The organism is Pseudomonas sp. S5D5, assembly GCF_003013355.1.
Lineage (GTDB): Bacteria > Pseudomonadota > Gammaproteobacteria > Pseudomonadales > Pseudomonadaceae > Aquipseudomonas > Aquipseudomonas aylmerensis.
Genome location: NZ_PTEO01000001.1, coordinates 1,274,109 through 1,292,392 on the forward strand (window position 1 = coordinate 1,274,109; position 18,284 = coordinate 1,292,392).

Sequence of the window (18,284 nt, forward strand, 5' to 3'; positions counted from 1 at the left end):
TTTTCCTCGCAAAGGCGCTTTCCAGAGCGGTCTCTGCGTTGTGGTTAATCATTTAGTCAGGGGTATGGACGTTTGAAGCTAGTCCGTATTCCTGAATGTGCAAACTTTTCCCGACGCGGGGCGAAGTAGCACGGCAAACGTTAAGTGCCAGCGGTATTTAAATTCTAAATAAGCCTGAACGTTATAAATTGTCATGCGATTGCGTTATGAGCGTGGCGGTTTTATCGCGGTCTTTAATAAACGCTACACTCGCTGAGATAATTAGTTGAGTGCACGGTTGTCAGCTCAATTTAATAATTATCCAGGAGTATTCATGTCTCAACCGGCCCAGAAACTTAGGCTTGGCGCCCTGATTGCCCTGGTGGTGGGCTCGATGATCGGCGGCGGGATTTTCTCCTTGCCGCAGAACATGGCCGCGCGGGCCGAGGTCGGCGCGATATTGATCGGTTGGGCGATCACCGCCGTCGGCATGCTGACCCTCGCCTTCGTGTTCCAGACCCTGGCCAACCGCAAGCCGGAGTTGGATTCCGGGGTGTACGCCTACGCCAAGGCCGGATTCGGCGACTACATGGGGTTCTCGTCGGCCTGGGGTTACTGGATCAGTGCGTGGATGGGCAACGTCGGTTACTTAGTGTTGCTGTTCAGCACGCTCGGCTACTTCTTCCCGGTGTTTGGCCATGGCAACACGCCGGTGGCCATCGGCTGCGCGTCCTTGCTGTTGTGGGCCGTGCATTTTCTGGTGATGCGCGGCATCAAGGAGGCGGCGTTCATCAACCAGATCACCACGGTGGCGAAGATCGTGCCGTTGCTGATGTTTATCGTGATCGCCGGCGTGGCGTTCAAGGCCGATATCTTCACCCGCGATATCTGGGGCCTGGGCAACCCGCAGTTCGGCAGCGTGGTCGACCAGGTGCGCAACATGATGCTGGTCACCGTGTTCGTGTTTATCGGCATCGAGGGCGCCAGCGTGTATTCGGCGCGGGCGGAGAAACGCGCGGACGTGGGCCGCGCCACGGTGATCGGCTTTCTCGGCGTGCTGGCACTGCTGGTGCTGGTGAATGTGCTGTCCCTGGGGATCATGAGCCAGGCGCAGTTGGCGCAATTGCAAAATCCGTCCCTGGCCGGTGTGCTGGAGCACATCGTCGGGCCCTGGGGTGCGATGGCCATCAGCATCGGCCTGGCCGTGTCGTTGCTCGGCGCCTTGCTGTCGTGGGCGCTGCTGTGCGCGGAAATCCTCTACGCCACCGCCCATGACAAGACCATGCCGGCCTTCCTGAAAAAGGAAAACGCCAACCAGGTGCCGGTCAATGCGCTGTGGCTGACCAATGTGATGATCCAGGTTTTCCTGGTCATCACGCTGTTTTCCCACAGCACCTACACCACCCTGATCTACCTGGCTTCCTCGATGATCCTGGTGCCGTACCTGTGGTCGGCGGCCTATGCGGTGTTGTTGAGCGGGCGCGGCGAAACCTATGAGGGCGCCCAGCGCCAGCGTTTCAAGGATTTGCTGGTGGGCCTGGTCGCCCTCGGCTACGCGGTGTGGCTGCTGTACGCCGGTGGCTTGAAATACCTGCTGCTTTCGGCGCTGCTGTACGCGCCCGGTGTGGTGCTGTTTGCACTGGCCAAGCGCGAGCAGGCCCAACCCTTGTTCACCCACGTGGAAAAAGGCATCTTCAGCTGCGTGATCGCCGGCGCCAGCCTGGCGGCGTATGGGCTGTACAGCGGGGTGTTGTCGTTGTGAAAGTGGTGTATCAGCCGCCCTATGACTGGGCGGCAATGCTGGGTTTTTTATCGGCGCGGGCGATCACCGGGCTCGAGACGGTGGTGGCTGGCGTGTACCGGCGCAGTATCAGCGTGGATGGGCGACACGGCTGGATCAGTGTCGCGCCGGGTGACGGCTATTGGCTGGAGGTGAGCGTCGATTTTCCCGAGCCGGCGGCGTTTCCCGAGATCGAGCGGCGCTTGCGCCGGATGTTTGACCTGGACGCCCAACCGGCCTTGATCAACCGGCAATTGGCGAAGGACCCGTTGATGGCGCAGTTGGTTGCCGCGCGGCCAGGGCTGCGGGTGCCGGGCACTTGGGATGGCCTGGAACTGGCGATCCGTGCCGTGCTCGGTCAGCAGATCACAGTAGTCGCGGCGATCCGCCTCGCGGGCAAGTTGGTTGCACAATATGGCCAGCCCCTGGATACGCCGCACGTCGGCATCACCCACGCGTTCCCGACGCCGCAGGTGTTGGCGGCGGCGGACCTGGCTGCGCTGGGCATGCCCAAGGCGCGCGGTCGCACCTTGTCCGGCATGGCCCAGGCATTACTGGATGATCCGCAGGTGTTCGAGCCCAAGGCCAGCCTCAAGGACGGCGTGGCGCGGCTGGTCGCGCTGCCGGGGATTGGCGACTGGACGGCGCAGTACATCGCCATGCGCCAACTGCGCGAGGCGGATGCGTTTGCGTCGGGGGACATCGGCTTGATCAATGCGCTGGCGGCGCTGGAAGGCGGGCCGGTTTCGGCGCGGCAGCTGTTGGCGCGGGCCGAGGCGTGGCGGCCGTTGAGGGCGTATGCGGCGCAGCATTTGTGGACGTCGCTGCAGCGGGCGGATTGAGGGGGCGGGCAGGGCCTCTTCGCAGGCAAGCCAGCGCCCACATTTGAGGGTGTCTACCACTCAAATTGTGCAAGCTGGCCTGCCTGCGATAACGCTCGAAAGGCTACCACTGCGGCCGATGTGAGCCCAATTCCCCGGCCGGCAAATCCCACTGCAACGGCGTACCGCTGATGGTCACCGGCGCCAGCAGCCGATGGGCCTGACCCCAGGCGGTCTGTTCCACCACCAGCCCTTGATCGCCGGGTTCCTCAGCCCGCAACGCCACCTGTTCCGGCACCTGACCCGCCTCCACCAGCAACTTGGCCGTACGCGCCAACGACAACTGCGCCGATCCGCCACGCCCGGATTTCAACCGCTCACTCAAGGCTTGAATCGCGCTGGCCGCCATCAGATAGCCGGTCGCATGGTCGAGCGCCTGCAACGGCAGCGGCACCGGTTGATCCGCGTGTTTCCAGGCCATGCCCGCGTCGGCAATCCCGCTGCTCATCTGCACCAGGCTGTCGAAGCCGCGTCGATTGCGCCACGGGCCGCTCCAGCCATAAGCGTTGAGGCTCACGTCGATCAGGCCGGGCGCGATGCTTTGCAGCTCGGCGGCGCTATAACCCAGCTGTTCCAGGGCATCGGCACGGTAACCGTGGAACAGGATGTCGGCGTCCTTGAGCAATGCTTCGAATACCTGCCGGCCTTCGGACGTTTTCAAGTCAAGGCGCGCGCAGCGTTTGCCGAGGGTCATTTCCGGCACCACGCCCGGCTCGTTCCAGGTCGGTGAGTCGATGCGCAGTACATCGGCGCCCAACCCGGCGAGAAAACGACTGGCGACGGGACCGGCCAATACGCGGGTCAGGTCCAGCACCTTGATACCCGCCAGCGGGCGCGCTACCGAGCCTGTCCAGGTTTTTGCGGTGGTGGTGGCAAAGGTCTGGCGCTGCACCAGCGGCTCGGCATTCACCGCCAGCCCTTGCGGATGTTGCTGCCAGGCTTGCCACGAACGCATCTGTGCCGCACAGCCGCCGGCGTCGACAATCGCCTGTTCCAGCTCGGCGGCGTTCCATGCGGCGACCTTGCTGGCCATTTCGGCGCGGTCGGCGACCTTGCCCAGCACTTGCTCGGCGGCGGCCCGGTGGTGGGGCGCATTGGTGTGCAGGCGAATCCAGCCGTCGGCACTGGCGTAGTCGCCGGCCACCGGGTCCCACAGCGGTGGGGTTTGCCAACCCACCGGACGCAGGGACGACGAGAACCAGAAGGAGGCGAGGCGTCGGTCCACGCTCACGGCGGGCAAGCGGCCGGTCATTGCCAGCACCAGTTGGGCCACGGCCTGGCCGGCGGCACCGATACTGGCACTGGCCAGGTCGGTGACGGCGAAGGTCGAGGGCAGGGCGCCGGCCTCGGTCACGGTCAATGGAGTAGGCGGTAGATCGAGTGCGGCTTGGATGGGAGTCAGCAGGTCAGTCATCAAAGGCCCTCCTTAAGAGAAGGGCCACTATAGAAGATCATCAGGCCGATGTGGCAACCCCGGGCTCCAATGGCAGGTCGATGCTGGCGATAAACCCGCCCTCAGGATGATTGGCCAGGATCAGGCTGCCGCCATGGCGTTCCGCCGCACGCCGCGCAATCGCCAGGCCCAGGCCGTGACCCTGGGCGGTCTGGCCGGGGGCGCGGTAGAACGGCTCGCCCAATTGGCTGAGGTGTTCGGCATCCACGCCGGGGCCGTGGTCGCGCACGCTGATAAGGATGTGCTCGCCGTGGAGATGGGCGTGCAATTCGATCGGCTGGCCCTTCGGGTTGAAGCGCTGCGCGTTGCGCAGCAGGTTGTCCACCGCGCGTTCGATCATGGTCGGCCAGCCTTTGAGGCGCAGGTCGGGTTGGGCGGTGAGTTGCACCACCTGCTCCGGCGCGCTGAGCTGGGCGTCTTTTTGCAGGGTCTTGAGCAGGCTGTTGAGGTCGACGTCTTCGGCGCTGGCGTTATCGGCATCGACGCGCGCCAGCACCAGGATTTCACTGATCAACGCTTCCAGGCGATCGCATTCGCGGGTCAGGCGCGGCCAGAGTTTTTCGCGTTCTTCGGGGCTGGCGCGTTCGGCCAGGGCCAGCGCGATGCGCAGGCGGGCCAGCGGCGAGCGCAGCTCGTGGGAGACGTCGCGCAGCAACTGGCGCTGGCTGCCGATCAGGCTTTGCAGGCGGGCGCCCATGCGGTTGAAGTCAGTGGCCAGCACGCCGAACTCATCGCGGCGGTTGGCCAGGCGCGCCAGGCTGTTCTGCTGGTACGTGGCCTGGCCGAGGTCATGCACCGCGCCACGTAGACGGCTGAGGGGGCGGGTGATGGACAGCGTCACCAGCAGGCTGAACAGGGTCAGCACCACCAGGGCGATGGCCAATGCGCTCAACGGCCACAGCAGGCTGCTGCGGTGCCAGGCGTCCAGCTCGGGATGGGGGATGCGATAGATCAGCAGGTAGGTGTCGCCGGTTTTTTCGCTGGTGTACTCGGCGGTCAGGCGTCGCCAGGGCAGGTGGCCGTCCTGGCTGTCATTCTGGCGGGCTTCGAATGCGGCGGCGCGGCGCGGAAAGGTGCCCCGCACGACCGGCTCGCCGCTTTCGTTGAGCACTTGCACGTCGATGTGGTACTGGCGCTTGCGCTGTTGCAGCAAGTCCTGGGCGGCATCCTCGCCTTGGGCCTCGTAGAGTTGAGTCCACTCTTCGGCGAGGTTATTGAGGCCGGGGTGGCGGCTGAGAATCCAGGCATCTTGATTGAGCATGTGCCCAAGCAGGATCGACAACCCGGCAACCAGGGCGATGGCCAGCCAGAAACTGGCCAGGATGCGCCAGAACAATGAACGCACAGGAAACCCTCAAACAGGAAAAGCCCAGCGGCGCGAGCCACTGGGCTGGGGGAGTGAAGCTAGAACATTATTGCGCTTTTTGCGGCTGTTGCGCTTTCCAGGCCTGGAATTCCTTCCACTCGGCGCGGCGCTCGGCTTGCTTCTTGACGATCTCGTCGAACTTCTTCTGCTGGTCAGGCTTGAGGACTGCACGGATATCCGCCTGGGTTTTCTGCTTGCCGGCGGCGATTTCATCCTGCATGGCTTTCTGGTCGGCGGCCGGGAGTTTGTCCAGGTACTTTTTGACCAGGTCTTTGCGAGCGTGCCATTGGTCGCCCATCAGCTTGCCGATCTGCTGGCGCTGTTCCTTGCTCAGGTCCAGCTGGCTGAAAGGGCCGCCTTTGCCACGCGGACCGTGTTCACCGCAGTGGCCTGGGCCACCCATCATGTGGCCGGAAGGTTCACCCATCGGGCCTGGGCCGTCTGGCATGGCGGCCATGGCAACGGTCGGCAGGGCGGCGGCGAACATCAAAGCGATAAGGGTCTTGCGCATGGTGATTCTCCTGTCTCTATTCCGGTGAGTCCGGATGTGAGTAGATTACGGAGATCAAGGTCAGCGGCGGTCAGGTGTGGGTAAAGCTTGGGTAAAGAGGGTTTTGTTGCGAACTGACAAAACTGTGGGGATTTGGGTATTCAAATGTGGGAGCGGGCTGGATCGCGCATGCGGTGCGCCAGCCTATGCATGTGCTGACCCACCGCATTCGCGAGCAAGCCCGCTCCCACAGGAGAGTGCGTGAAACTCAGAGGCTGTAGTAATAGCCGCGGCTGCGCAACGCGACGATCCGTGGCCGTCCGTCCGGGTGCGGGCCGATCTTTTTGCGCAGGTTGCTGACGTGCATGTCCAGGCTGCGATCGTAAAGGGTCAGCTTGCGGCCCAGCGCGATCTGCGCCAGTTCCTGTTTGTCCAGTGGTTCGCCGGGCTGGCGCAGCAAGGCTTCGAGCAGGCGGCTTTCGGAAACGGTGAGGGCGAATTCCTGTTCGTCGATACTGACCACGCCGCGCACCGGGCTGAAGCACAGGTCGCCGAGTTCCAGCTGGGTGGACACGGCGGCCGGATGGCTGCGGCGCAGCACGGCGCGCAGGCGCGCGGTCAGCTCGCGCGGGTCGCAGGGCTTGGCCAGGTAGTCGTCGGCACCGAGTTCCAGGCCGAGGATGCGATCCAGCGGTTCGCCGCGGGCCGAGAGCATCAGCACCGGCAGCTCCGGGTGGTCGTTGCGCAGTTGCTTGAGCAGCTCCAGGCCACTGCCGTCGGGCAGCATCACGTCCAGCACCACCGCTGCCGGGGCGCTGTCGGCCAAGGCTTTGCGGGCGCTCAAGCCATCGTGGCAGGCGCGCACCTGGAAACCTTCCTGGCTCAACCAACTGGTCAGCAGCTCGCAGAGCTCCTGGTCATCATCTATCAGTAACAGCTCGCTCATGACTCACTCAATTTAGCCATTGTCGACGGCGACGGTGCCCACCGCTGGCGAAGATCCCGCACAGCAAGGCGATCAGGGCGACCGCCCCGCCGGTGACAAACCATTGCTGTTGCTCGGTCAGCCATCGGGTCAAGGCACCGCCTTGTGTCTCTTTGAGTTGCTGGGCCAGGCGTTGGTTCTCTTGGCGAAGACGACTCAATTGGGCGCTTTCGCGCGTCGCATCCGCACCCTGCAGTTGCTTGCTCAGTTCTTCCCGCAGCCGTTCGCTTTCTTTCAAGCGTTGCTGCAACTCGGTGATCTGGGCGCCGGCACTCAAGGACAGGGGCGTGGAACTGCCGGTGTTCGAGGTTTCTTCAGCGTGGGCCGTAGCCCCGATCATTACCACTGCCAACAGACACAACTGACGTAAGCGCATCGGAACTCCTGATTCCACACGAATATTCAGAACGTTGTCGGCAGGTTACCGAGAATAATGAGCAATTAGGAGTGTGCCGCACGTATTAGGTTCGACACACGCCTGGGTCAAGGCAGGACTTGCTTGAATGGCTTGATCACGACATCGGCGTAGACGCCTGCCGCAACATACGGGTCAGCCTTGGCCCAGGCCTGTGCATCGGCCAGGGAGGCGAACTCGGCAACCACCAGGCTACCGGTGAAACCGGCGGCGCCCGGGTCGTTGCTGTCGACGGCCGGGTGCGGGCCGGCGAGTACCAGGCGACCTGCGGCTTGCAGCTCGTTCAGGCGCTCCAGGTGTGCCGGGCGCACGGACAGGCGTTTTTCCAGCGAGTTGGCAACATCGGTGGCAATGATGGCGTAGAGCATGTCAGTCCTCGGTTTTTGGCGTAGTAGGGTCGGTGTCATGCAGGTGGCGCGACAGGTAGATACCCTGGCCGATCAGGAACAGCACGGTCATGCCCAGGCTGCCGAAGACTTTGAAGTCGACCCAGTAGTCCTGGAAGGTAAAGGCCACGAACAGGTTGGCAGCGCCGCAGAACAGGAAGAACACGATCCAGGCCACGTTCAAACGTGTCCAGACCGGCTCCGGCAGGGTCAGTGCGTGGCCCATGATCCGCTTGATCAGCAGGCGATCGCCGATGAAGTGGCTGCCGATGAAGGCCAGGGCAAACAGCCAGTTCACCACCGGGGCTTTCCATTTGAGGAAGGTCTCGCTGTGGAAGGCCAGGGTCAGGCTGCCGAATACCAGGCAGGCGACGAGGGTCAGCCATTGGCTTTTTTCCAGTTTGCGCTGGGAGATGAAGAGGGCGCCGTAGACTACGATGGAGCTGATGATCAGCACGGCGGTGGCGCTGTAGATGCCCCCGACGGTCAGTTCATGGCCGGCAATATCGATGACCCTGGGGTCGAGTTTGTAAACGATGAAAAACAGCAACAGCGGGATGAAGTCGATGAATTGTTTCACAGTAAGAGCCAGAAGCTGGATGTGGCGGCATAATAACAAACATCCTTGGTAGCGAAAGCGCCAGCTGACTTGAGGTTACACACTCCCGTGAATGTTGATTTGCACTGCCACAGCACGGCCTCCGACGGCGCCCTGGCGCCCGCGGTACTGGTTGCGCGTGCGTTTGAAAAAGGCGTGCGAGTCCTGGCGTTGACCGACCACGACACCCTCGAAGGCCTCGATGAAGCCCGCGCAACCGCGCATGCCCTGGGCATGCAACTGGTCAACGGGGTGGAATTGTCCTGTACCTGGGGTGGCGCCACCATTCATGTGCTGGGCTATGGATTCGATCAAAACGCCCCGCCCCTGGTCGAGGCCATCGCCCAATTGCACGATGGCCGCTGGCTGCGGTCCGAAGAAATAAGCCGAAAACTCGCCCTCAAGGGCATGCCCAACGCGCTCGACGGCGCCCGCGCCATCCAGCAGGAACTGGGCGACAGCGGCAATGCGCCGGCCCGTCCGCACTTTGCCGACTGGATGGTGCGCGAAGGTTTCGTCAAGGACCGCGCCGAAGCCTTTCGCAAATGGCTGGGCGCCGGCAAGTTGGGTGACGTCAAGCAACACTGGCCGACCCTGGAGGACACCGTCGAGACCCTGCGGGCATCCGGGGCCTGGGTCAGCCTGGCGCATCCCTGGCATTACGATTTCACCCGCAGCAAGCGCCGCAAGCTGATTGGCGACTATATTGGAGCGGGCGGCCACGCGATTGAGGTGGTCAACGGCTATCAACCCGCCGAACAGGTGGGCAGCTTGGCGATTCTTGCCCGCGAATTTGGTCTGCTGGTCAGTGCCGGCAGTGATTTTCATGGCCCAGGCGGCTGGTCCGAGATCGGCGAGTATCGCCCCGTCCCGGAAGACTTGCCGCTCTTGTGGGGGCGATTCAAGCATGACCCCATTATTGCCACCGTCTGAACAGGTAGAACACGTGAGTCAATTCTTCCAGATTCATCCGGAAAACCCCCAGGCGCGCCTGATCAAACAGGCCGTGGAGATCATTCGCGCCGGTGGCGTGGTGATCTATCCCACCGATTCGTCCTACGCCATCGGTTGCCAGATCGGCGACAAGGGCGCGGTCGAGCGTGTAAGACGCCTGCGCCAGCTGGATGACAAGCACAATTTCGCGCTGATCTGCAGCGACCTGTCCCAGCTGGGCCTGTTCGCCAAGGTCGACACCGGCACCTTCCGCCTGCTCAAGGCCCACACGCCTGGGCCCTACACCTTTATTCTCAACGCCACCCGCGAAGTGCCGCGCCTGTTGCTGCACCCGAAGAAACGCACCATCGGCCTGCGCGTGCCCGAGCATCCCATCGCCCTCGCACTGTTGGCCGAGTTGGGTGAGCCGCTGATGAGCGTGTCGCTGATCATGCCCGGCGACGCCGAGCCCCTGGAAGACCCGTACGAAATGCGCCAACTCCTGGAAAAACAGGTGGACCTGATCATCGACGGCGGCTTCGGCGGCGGCAAGGCCTCCACCGTGATCAACCTGGCGGACGGCGAACCCGAAGTGATCCGCGTGGGTTGCGGCGATCCGGCCCCCTTCATGGCCGAGGCCTGAATGTCGGCCGTGGAAACCGTCGACAGCCAGGCGGGCGCCCAGCAGGAACTGCCGTTTGCCATGGTGTATGGCCAGGCGGTCATGGAAATGCCGCTGGACCTGTACATCCCGCCGGACGCGCTGGAAGTCTTCCTTGAAGCCTTCGAAGGCCCGCTGGACTTGCTGCTGTACCTGATCCGCAAGCAGAACATCAACATCCTCGACATCCCGGTGGCGGAAATCACCCGTCAGTACATGGGTTATGTCGAGTTGATGCAGTCGGTGCGCCTGGAGTTGGCCGCCGAGTACCTGGTGATGGCCGCCATGCTGGCCGAGATCAAGTCGCGCATGCTGCTGCCGCGCTCGGAGACGATCGAGGCCGAAGAGGACGACCCGCGCGCCGAACTGATCCGCCGCCTGCAGGAGTACGAGCGCTTCAAGGCCGCCGCCGAAGGCATCGACGGCTTGAGCCGCGTGGGCCGCGATGTGGTGGTGCCCAAGCTCGATGCCCCCGAGGCCCGGGCGCGCAAATTGTTGCCGGACGTGAGCCTGGAAGAATTGCTGATGTCCATGGCCGAGGTGCTGCGCCGTGGCGATATGTTTGAAAGCCACCAGGTCAGCCGCGAGGCCCTGTCGACCCGCGAACGCATGAGCGATGTACTCGAACGCCTCAAGGGCGGCGGGTTTGTGCCGTTTGTCGAGCTGTTCACTGCCGAAGAAGGGCGCCTGGGCGTCGTGGTGACCTTTATGGCGATCCTCGAACTGGTCAAGGAATCCTTGGTCGAGCTGGTCCAGAATGAGCCTTTTGCGGCTATCCACGTGCGGGCGCGAGCCGAATAAAGAGCTGAATCGATGAATCTGACTGAACCCCGCGAACTGGCGCCGCTGCTGGAAGCCTTTCTCCTGGCCTCGGGTAAACCGCAATCCCTGGAGCGCCTGTTCGAACTCTTCGAGGAAGCCGAGCGCCCGGAGCCGCCAGTCTTCAAGAAAGCCCTGGAGATCTTGCGCAAGTCCTGCGATGGCCGCGCCTTCGAGCTGCGCGAAGTGGCGTCGGGTTATCGCCTGCAGATTCGTGAGAAATTTTCCCCGTGGGTGGGCCGACTGTGGGAAGAGCGCCCGCAGCGTTATTCACGGGCGATGCTCGAGACGATGGCGCTGATCGCCTATCGCCAGCCGATCACCCGCGGCGAAATCGAGGATGTGCGTGGCGTGGCGGTCAACAGCCATATCGTCAAGACCTTGCTGGAGCGCGAGTGGATCCGCATCGTCGGCTATCGCGATGTGCCCGGCAAACCGGCGATGTTCGCCACCACCAAGGTGTTTCTCGACCACTTCAACCTGAAGAACCTCGACGACCTGCCGCCCCTGGCCGAGCTGCGCGAAATGGAAGCCGAGCCGGTGCTCGACTTCGACGACGCGCCGGTCCCGGCGAGCCTGCAGGAACTGGCCGACGCCAGCGCCGAGCCGGAAGAACCCAAGGACGAAACCAGTTTCCACACCCTGTTGCTGGAACTGGACGACATGGAGCAGGGCATCAAGACCGACTTCGACGACTTGCTGCGTGATGGGGCTGCCGAGCCGCAAGCCCAAGTGGACGTTGATGTTGAGGCTGAAGCCCAAGTGAACGTTGAAGTTGAGGCTGAAGTCGAAGCAGAAGCTGAGCCTGAACCCGAAGAAGACATCCTCGGTGTCGCCGAAGCTCGCGAGAAGCTCCTGGCCGCCGTCGCCGCCCTCGAACAACCGTCGCTGAGCGACGAAGAAGCCGAAGCCCAGGCGCTGGCCGAAGCCATCGAAGCCGAGCGCCGCCAATTCGAAGACTGACGCCGCTTCAAAATGTGGGAGCTGGCTTGCCTGCGATGCAGGCGACTCGGTCTTTCTGCTATAGCGAGGTGATGCCATCGCAGGCAAGCCAGCTCCCACAGAAAACCAGTGCCTGGGAGGATTTCAATGAGTTCCACCAAAGACCCGTGCATCAGCATCTGCAAATTCAACGACGACATCTGTGTCGGCTGTGGCCGCAGCAAGCGCGAGATCCGTGCCTGGAAGAAACTCGACAAAGCCGACAAGCGCACGGTGCTTGCCGAAGCCGAGCTACGCCTGCTGGCGCTGGGGGCCACCGGTCGGCGGAAAAGCAAATGATGGCGGCCCAATCGACTAGTCTCTGATGCGCAACGCGCGCCATGCGCGTATGATTCGCGACCCTTTGGCGCGCTATTGCCCCAAAGCCCCGCTTTCAACACTCTTCAGGCCACGCCTGAATCGACCCACCGGGAGGTGCTTAAGATGAACGACCAAGACCAGAACGACAGCCAGGAAATCGGCCCAGCAGGCGAAAAACTGCAAAAGGTGCTGGCGCGTATCGGCGTGGGCTCGCGCCGCGACGTCGAAGCCTGGATCACCCAGAAGCGCATCAAGGTCAACGGCGTCGAGGCCACCCTCGGCCAGCGCGTCGACCTGCACGATGCAATCACCATTGATGGCAAGGTCATCAAGCGTGAAGAGGCCGCCGAATCGGTGCGCCGCGTGATCATGTACAACAAGCCCGATGGCGAGATCTGCACCCGTGACGACCCGGAAGGCCGTCCGACCGTGTTCGACAAGATGCCCAAGCCCAAGGAAGGCCGCTGGATCAACATCGGTCGCCTGGACATCAACACCACCGGCTTGCTGATGTTCACCACCGACGGTGAACTGGCCAACCGCCTGATGCACCCGTCCTACGAGATGGACCGTGAATACGCCGTGCGTGTACGCGGTGAAGTCGACGACGAGATGATCGAACGTCTGAAGGCCGGCGTGGTGCTGGAAGACGGCCCGGCCAAGTTCACCGACATCAAGCAGGCACCGGGCGGCGAAGGTTTCAACCACTGGTACCACTGCGTGGTGATGGAAGGCCGTAACCGTGAAGTGCGTCGTCTGTGGGAATCCCAGGGCCTGGTGGTCAGCCGCCTGAAGCGCGTGCGTTTCGGTCCGGTGTTCCTCAACTCCGACCTGCCGATGGGCCGCTGGCGCGAAATGAGCCAGTACGAAGTCGACATCCTCAGCGCCGAAGTCGGCCTGACGCCGGTCGCGATGCCGCAGATGAACGCCAAGAGCAAAGACAAGCTTGAGCGTATGCAGCGTAAATCCTCGCGTCCTGTTGCGCGTACCGAGCGCGTGGCGCGCACCTTGCGCCCGGCCCTGAATGCGCCGGCGACCGGCGGGCGTATCTCCCGTGAGCCGCACATCGAAGGCGAGCGTCGCCCGACGGCGCCGTCGCGTCAGGAAGGCGAGCGTGCTCCACGTGCGCCGCGTCCGGCCCGTGGTGAAGCGCCGAGCGGCGGTCGCAGCAACCGTGGTGAAGCCGATCGCCCAGCGGATAACGCCAGCACCAAGCGTCCAGCCAAGCCGGCGGCAAACAAGCGCCCCGGGCCGAAACTGGTCGCGGACGAGCCGTCCGGCAAGCGCCGTGGCGCCCCGGCCGGTTCGGGTCAGCGTCCAGGTTTTGGTCGCAAGAAGCCGCAGTGATACGCTAAGCGCTGCACACAAACGCCAACCCTAGGGTTGGCGTTTTTTTTTGGTCTGGATTTGCTGACCCGTTCCAATGTGTGTGTGGGCTTGCTCGCGAAAACGCTGTGTCAGTCGCTGGAGAAGTTGGCTGGTCTGCCGCATTCGCGAGCAAGCCCGCTCCCACATTTGGGGTGTATTTCAAGGTTGGAACCGAGTTGTACCGTCCGCTCAAATGCCGATGCAGCACCCCGAATCCCAAGCCCAACAGCATTCAAAACTGTGGGAGCGGGCTTGCCCGCGAAGCGGTGGATCAGTCAACCATGATTTAGCTGATCCACCGCCTTCGCAGGCAAGCCAGCTCCCACACTGATTGGTGTCTGGACTGAATGCTGTGCCTGGCTCAACTCCCACATTTGGGGTGTATTTCAAGGTTGGAACCGAGTTGTACCGTCCGCTCAAATGCTGGTGCAGCACCCCGAAGCCCAAGCCCAACAGCATTCAAAACTGTGGGAGCGGGCTTGCCCGCGAAGCGGTGGGTCAGTCAACCATGATTTAGCTGGTCCACCGCCTTCGCAGGCAAGCCAGCTCCCACACTGATTCGTGTCTGGACTGAATGCTGTGCCTGGCTCAACTCCCACAGTTTTGGAGGGGCTGGCCTGATTCCTGTGTCTGGCGCAGTTCCACTGTGGGAGCGGGCTTGCTCGCGAAAGCGGTGGGTCAGTTTCTGGAGAGGGTGGCTGGTCTACCGCCTTCGCGAGCAAGCCCGCTCCCACATTTGGGATGTATTTCAAGGTTGGAACCGAGTTGTACCGTCCGCTCAAATGCCGATGCAGCACCCCGAATCCCAAGCCCAACAGCATTCAAAACTGTGGGAGGGGGCTTGCCCGAGAAGGCGGTGGGTCAGTCAACCATGATGTAGCTGATCCACCGCCTTCGCAGGCAAGCCAGCTCCCACACTGATTTGTGTCTGGACTGAATGCTGTGCCTGGCTCAACTCCCACAGTTTTGGAGGGGCTGGCCTGATTCCTGTGTCTGGCGCAGTTCCACTGTGGGAGCGGGCTTGCTCGCGAAAGCGGTGGGTCAGTTGCTGGAGAGGGTGGCTGGTCTACCGCCTTCGCGAGCAAGCCCGCTCCCACATTTGGTATGTATTTCAAGGTTGGAACCGAGTTGTACCGTCCGCTCAAATGCCGGTGCAGCACCCCGAATCCCAAGCCCGAACAGCGATCAAAACTGTGGGAGCGGGCTTGCCCGCGAAGGCGGTGGGTCAGTTGCTGGAGAAGGTGGCTGGTCTACCGCCTTCGCGAGCAAGCCCGCTCCCACATTTGGGGTGTATTTCAAGGTTGGAACCGAGTTGTACCGTCCGCTCAAATGCCGGTGCGGCACCCCGAATCCCAAGCCCGAACAGCGATCAAAACTGTGGGAGCGGGCTTGCTCGCGAAAGCGGTGGGTCAGTCAACCATGATTTAGCTGATCCACCGCCATCGCAGGCAAGCCAGCTCCCACACTGATTTGTGTCTGGACTGAATGCTGTGCCTGGCTCAACTCCCACATCTGGATCTCCAGTGTGTCTGGATTTTGTGATCAGAACGCAAACCGTCCATCAAACACCGGCTTGTCATCCAGCGCCAAGACCCCGCTGGCGAAAATCAGGTCCAGGTGATGACTGCCTTTCTGCCCGCCGCCAAGGCCCAGGTGCAGCCCGCAATGGCGCTCTTCAAACCCGGCGTTGCGCGCGTACAGGTCCTTCACGCCTTCATTGGTGCCGATCCCCAACTCCTCCACCCGCCGGTTGGACGGGTTGGCGTTCAGGTATTTGTTGAAGTCATCCGCCAGCCCCGGCACGTCGCTGGCCACGCTGCAGATGGTTGAGTTCTCGATCCACAGCTCCAGCGGCGACTGCAGCACGCCGTACTTGCGCGCAAACGGGATGGTGCTCAGGAAGGTGCCGACAAAGCGCACCTGGCCACTGATGGCCTCGCTGTGGGTGGCGATCTCGCCGGGTGCCAGGTCGTGGTTGCCGATGCCGTTGATATTGGTCCACTTCTTGATGCTGCTCAGCGGCGCCTGCAGGCGTGAGCCGTGCTTGTCGGTGAAACTCAGCACGTTGGCCTGGGACATGCGCCGGATCAGCGTGGCGTTGAGGTCGGCGATGCGCTGCGGCTCGACGCTGAAGGTGTCGTAGAAATAGTCGCCGTAATCCTTGAACAGCAGGGACTTCTGCCAATGTTCGGCCATCACGCCGTGCAGTGCGCGGATAAAATCCGGGCCTTCGGCGCGTGGGTTGGGCAGCGTGGAGGCATCGTAGAGGAACAGGTACAGGTCGCAGCCTTCAATGGCCTGGGCCAAGGTGTCACTGGCGGCCAGGTCGAGGCGCTGCACCTGGAAATTGAAACGGGCGGCGCTGCTGTGGGTGATCGCCTGGGCAATGGCGTCGTAGCGCTCGGTATGGCCCAGTAGCACGGTAGGCTGGCTCAGCCCGCTGAGGGCCGGGTGGTGGGCGAGGTAGTAGAGAAAGTGTTCGACGGCGCGGGCCTTGTCCATGACGAGTGTCCTTCTGTGCCTTGGGTAAGGGAGCAGGTGCCGTGCACAGCACCTGCCGGTTGCCTGCCGGGTGTCAGAATGGCCACATCGCCGTGCCGAAGGGCACGACGGCGTCGGCTTGCATCATCTCTACGGCGGCCTCGTGGGTCGGCGCTTCAAACCAATCGTCGAGTTGCAGTTCGGTTTCCAGGTCGTTTTCCAGTGCTTGCATGGTGTATCTCCTAGAGGACGTTGTTTGAGGACGGCTTGCCAACGGGCTTCGCTGGGCAAGTGGGATGAACCTAGGAGAGAGTGTTTCAGAACGCAAAATATTTATTGACACCGTTGCATTTGGATTTTTTCTTCTGTTTTTCCGGCCTGGTTTTTTCTTGAGCAAATACAAGCAGCTGGCGATGCTGATGATGGAGAATTTTCCTACCGACAATTTTTCTTCACCGAACAGCTGTAACGCGAATTTTCCATGCTGTAACGATTAATTTACGACAATGTCGCGGCATTATTGACCCCTTTCCCGCTGTAAGGATTACCTGACAGATCGTCGCACGCCGGCTGAAGGGGCGGCCCCAAGCTGTCGAGCGGTGTACAATGCGCCGCGTTTTACTGTGACCCCCCTTGCGTAACCACGCAAAAGGCCAAGACCTCGGGGTTTACCTACCCTGATCACTCCGCCTGGCCACGAGCCGGACGGGTTCGATTTCGTCACAGATAAAAACAAACAGGTGACGCATGACCGTTAGAAAGACGCTGTACTCCTGGTGCCTGCGCTGGGGTTTGAGCGGCGCTGCTTGAGTCGGTAATTCAAGGCAGCAACCTGCAATCAACATCATCAAACCTTGCGTGAGACCCTTTTCATGAGTGGACCCCATTCCTCTTCAGGCGAGCTGAAACGCGGCCTGAAAAATCGGCATATCCAGTTGATCGCCCTCGGTGGCGCCATCGGCACCGGCCTGTTCCTCGGCTCGGCCGGGGTGCTCAAGTCCGCCGGCCCTTCGATGATCCTCGGCTACGCCATTTGCGGCTTCATTGCCTTCATGATCATGCGCCAGCTCGGCGAAATGATCGTCGAAGAGCCGGTCGCCGGCTCCTTCAGCCACTTTGCCCACAAGTACTGGGGCGGTTTCGCCGGCTTCCTGTCGGGCTGGAACTGCTGGATCCTGTACATCCTGGTGGGCATGTCGGAGCTGACCGCCGTCGGCAAATACGTGCACTACTGGTGGCCGGAGATCCCGACCTGGGTCTCGGCAGCGGCGTTCTTCGTGCTGATCAACCTGATCAACCTGGCCAACGTCAAAGTCTTCGGTGAAGCCGAGTTCTGGTTCGCCATCATCAAGGTCGTGGCCATCGTCGGCATGATCGCCCTGGGCAGCTACCTGCTGGTCAGCGGCAGCGGCGGACCACAAGCCTCGGTGAGCAACCTGTGGGATCACGGTGGGTTCTTCCCCCATGGTGTCAGCGGGTTGGTGATGGCCATGGCAATCATCATGTTCTCCTTCGGCGGCCTGGAAATGCTCGGCTTCACTGCCGCCGAAGCCGACCAGCCACGCACCGTGATCCCCAAGGCAATCAATCAGGTGATCTACCGCATCCTGATCTTCTACATCGGTGCGCTGGTCGTGCTGTTGTCGCTGACGCCATGGGACAGCCTGCTGGCGACCCTTAACGCTTCCGGCGATGCCTACAGCGGCAGCCCGTTCGTCCAGGTGTTCTCCATGCTGGGCAGCAACACTGCCGCGCACATCCTCAACTTCGTGGTGCTGACCGCTGCGCTGTCGGTGTACAACAGCGGCACCTACTGCAACAGCCGCATGCTGCTGGGCATGGCCGAGCAGGGCGATGCGCCGAAGGCATTGGCCAAGATCGACAAGCGCGGCGTGCCGGTGCGTTCGATCCTCGCGTCGGCGGCGATCACCCTGGTGGCGGTGCTGATGAACTACCTGATCCCGCAGCATGCGCTGGAACTGCTGATGTCGCTGGTGGTGGCCACGCTGGTGATCAACTGGGCGATGATCAGCTTCTCGCACTTCAAGTTCCGCCAGCACATGAACCGCACCGGCCAGGTGCCGTTGTTCAAGGCGCTGTGGTACCCCTACGGCAACTACATTTGCCTGGCGTTCGTGGCGTTTATCCTGGTGATCATGCTGATGATTCCAGGGATCCAGGTGTCGGTGTACGCGATCCCGGTGTGGGTGGCGTTCATGGCGGTGTGCTACTGGATCAAGAACAAGCGCAGTGCCGAAGCGGCGCTGGGTACGGCGAGTGCGGCGTTGAAGTAAGCCGTCCCACCCAAACGGAAAACCCGGCTGCGTGCCGGGTTTTTTGTGGGCGCCGACGGGGTAGACTCGCGCGTCGTGTTTAAACGTTCCAGG

General features: G+C 62.2%; 18 protein-coding genes. 9 read left to right on the plus strand and 9 right to left on the minus strand.

What is annotated here, in order from left to right:
- Positions 1 to 313: 313 nt before the first annotated feature.
- Positions 314 to 1,741, plus strand: coding sequence for an arginine-ornithine antiporter (gene arcD / locus C9990_RS06050; RefSeq protein ID WP_106802757.1), 1,428 nt, complete (start codon positions 314 to 316; stop codon positions 1,739 to 1,741).
- On the plus strand, positions 1,738 to 2,601 hold the full coding sequence (locus C9990_RS06055; RefSeq protein ID WP_106802758.1) for a DNA-3-methyladenine glycosylase: 864 nt from the start codon (positions 1,738 to 1,740) through the stop codon (positions 2,599 to 2,601). Before arcD ends, C9990_RS06055 begins: the two co-directional genes overlap by 4 nt.
- A 103-nt stretch (positions 2,602 to 2,704) precedes the next feature.
- Here the strand turns inward: C9990_RS06055 and C9990_RS06060 are convergent, their stop codons facing one another.
- The 7 genes from C9990_RS06060 to C9990_RS06090 all read right to left on the minus strand — a co-directional run bounded on the left by C9990_RS06060 (position 2,705) and on the right by C9990_RS06090 (position 8,315).
- Entirely contained in the window at positions 2,705 to 4,054 is a 1,350-nt protein-coding gene (locus C9990_RS06060; protein WP_106802759.1) for a CoA transferase, read from the minus strand.
- 40 nt (positions 4,055 to 4,094) lie between these two features.
- Positions 4,095 to 5,438, minus strand: a complete 1,344-nt coding sequence (locus C9990_RS06065; RefSeq protein ID WP_106802760.1) for a HAMP domain-containing sensor histidine kinase — start codon at positions 5,436 to 5,438, stop codon at positions 4,095 to 4,097.
- A gap of 67 nt (positions 5,439 to 5,505) precedes the next feature.
- The gene (locus C9990_RS06070; RefSeq protein ID WP_106802761.1) at positions 5,506 to 5,970 is read right to left on the minus strand and encodes a Spy/CpxP family protein refolding chaperone; all 465 of its coding nucleotides are present in this window, start codon (positions 5,968 to 5,970) and stop codon (positions 5,506 to 5,508) included.
- A gap of 247 nt (positions 5,971 to 6,217) precedes the next feature.
- The gene (locus tag C9990_RS06075; RefSeq protein ID WP_003193803.1) at positions 6,218 to 6,895 is read right to left on the minus strand and encodes a response regulator transcription factor; all 678 of its coding nucleotides are present in this window, start codon (positions 6,893 to 6,895) and stop codon (positions 6,218 to 6,220) included.
- A 7-nt stretch (positions 6,896 to 6,902) separates the two neighbouring features.
- Positions 6,903 to 7,310, minus strand: coding sequence for a translation initiation factor 2 (locus C9990_RS06080; protein WP_065908920.1), 408 nt, complete (start codon positions 7,308 to 7,310; stop codon positions 6,903 to 6,905).
- A gap of 107 nt (positions 7,311 to 7,417) precedes the next feature.
- Positions 7,418 to 7,717: a YciI family protein gene (locus tag C9990_RS06085; protein ID WP_065908922.1), complete on the minus strand. Its 300-nt coding sequence runs from the start codon at positions 7,715 to 7,717 to the stop codon at positions 7,418 to 7,420.
- 1 nt (position 7,718) lies between these two features.
- Entirely contained in the window at positions 7,719 to 8,315 is a 597-nt protein-coding gene (locus C9990_RS06090) for a septation protein A (protein WP_065908925.1), read from the minus strand.
- Between the two features lie 87 nt (positions 8,316 to 8,402).
- On the opposite strand from C9990_RS06090, the gene C9990_RS06095 reads away from it, so the two are divergent.
- The 6 genes from C9990_RS06095 (at position 8,403) to rluB (ending at position 13,395) form a co-directional block, all read left to right on the plus strand.
- Positions 8,403 to 9,266, plus strand: a complete 864-nt coding sequence (locus C9990_RS06095; RefSeq protein ID WP_106802762.1) for a PHP domain-containing protein — start codon at positions 8,403 to 8,405, stop codon at positions 9,264 to 9,266.
- Between the two features lie 13 nt (positions 9,267 to 9,279).
- Positions 9,280 to 9,909, plus strand: coding sequence for an L-threonylcarbamoyladenylate synthase (locus tag C9990_RS06100; RefSeq protein WP_065908929.1), 630 nt, complete (start codon positions 9,280 to 9,282; stop codon positions 9,907 to 9,909).
- Positions 9,910 to 10,029: 120 nt separating this feature from the next.
- Positions 10,030 to 10,728, plus strand: a complete 699-nt coding sequence (locus C9990_RS06105; protein ID WP_169851199.1) for a ScpA family protein — start codon at positions 10,030 to 10,032, stop codon at positions 10,726 to 10,728.
- Between the two features lie 12 nt (positions 10,729 to 10,740).
- Positions 10,741 to 11,709, plus strand: a complete 969-nt coding sequence (gene scpB / locus C9990_RS06110; protein ID WP_106802763.1) for an SMC-Scp complex subunit ScpB — start codon at positions 10,741 to 10,743, stop codon at positions 11,707 to 11,709.
- Positions 11,710 to 11,835: 126 nt separating this feature from the next.
- Positions 11,836 to 12,027, plus strand: a complete 192-nt coding sequence (locus C9990_RS06115) for a DUF1289 domain-containing protein (RefSeq protein ID WP_044267786.1) — start codon at positions 11,836 to 11,838, stop codon at positions 12,025 to 12,027.
- A gap of 144 nt (positions 12,028 to 12,171) precedes the next feature.
- Positions 12,172 to 13,395, plus strand: a complete 1,224-nt coding sequence (rluB, locus tag C9990_RS06120; RefSeq protein WP_106802764.1) for a 23S rRNA pseudouridine(2605) synthase RluB — start codon at positions 12,172 to 12,174, stop codon at positions 13,393 to 13,395.
- A gap of 1,563 nt (positions 13,396 to 14,958) precedes the next feature.
- Here rluB and C9990_RS06135 read toward each other — a convergent pair.
- Both C9990_RS06135 and C9990_RS32420 read right to left on the minus strand, forming a co-directional pair.
- Positions 14,959 to 15,918 (minus strand): leucyl aminopeptidase, encoded by a 960-nt coding sequence (locus tag C9990_RS06135; protein ID WP_106802765.1) that lies wholly within the window; start codon positions 15,916 to 15,918, stop codon positions 14,959 to 14,961.
- Positions 15,919 to 15,991: 73 nt separating this feature from the next.
- A complete protein-coding gene (locus C9990_RS32420) occupies positions 15,992 to 16,129 on the minus strand; it encodes a hypothetical protein (RefSeq protein WP_003175756.1) in 138 nt (45 codons plus the stop codon).
- 640 nt (positions 16,130 to 16,769) lie between these two features.
- On the opposite strand from C9990_RS32420, the gene C9990_RS06145 reads away from it, so the two are divergent.
- A complete protein-coding gene (locus C9990_RS06145) occupies positions 16,770 to 18,191 on the plus strand; it encodes an amino acid permease (protein ID WP_065908943.1) in 1,422 nt (473 codons plus the stop codon).
- Positions 18,192 to 18,284 lie beyond the last annotated feature (93 nt).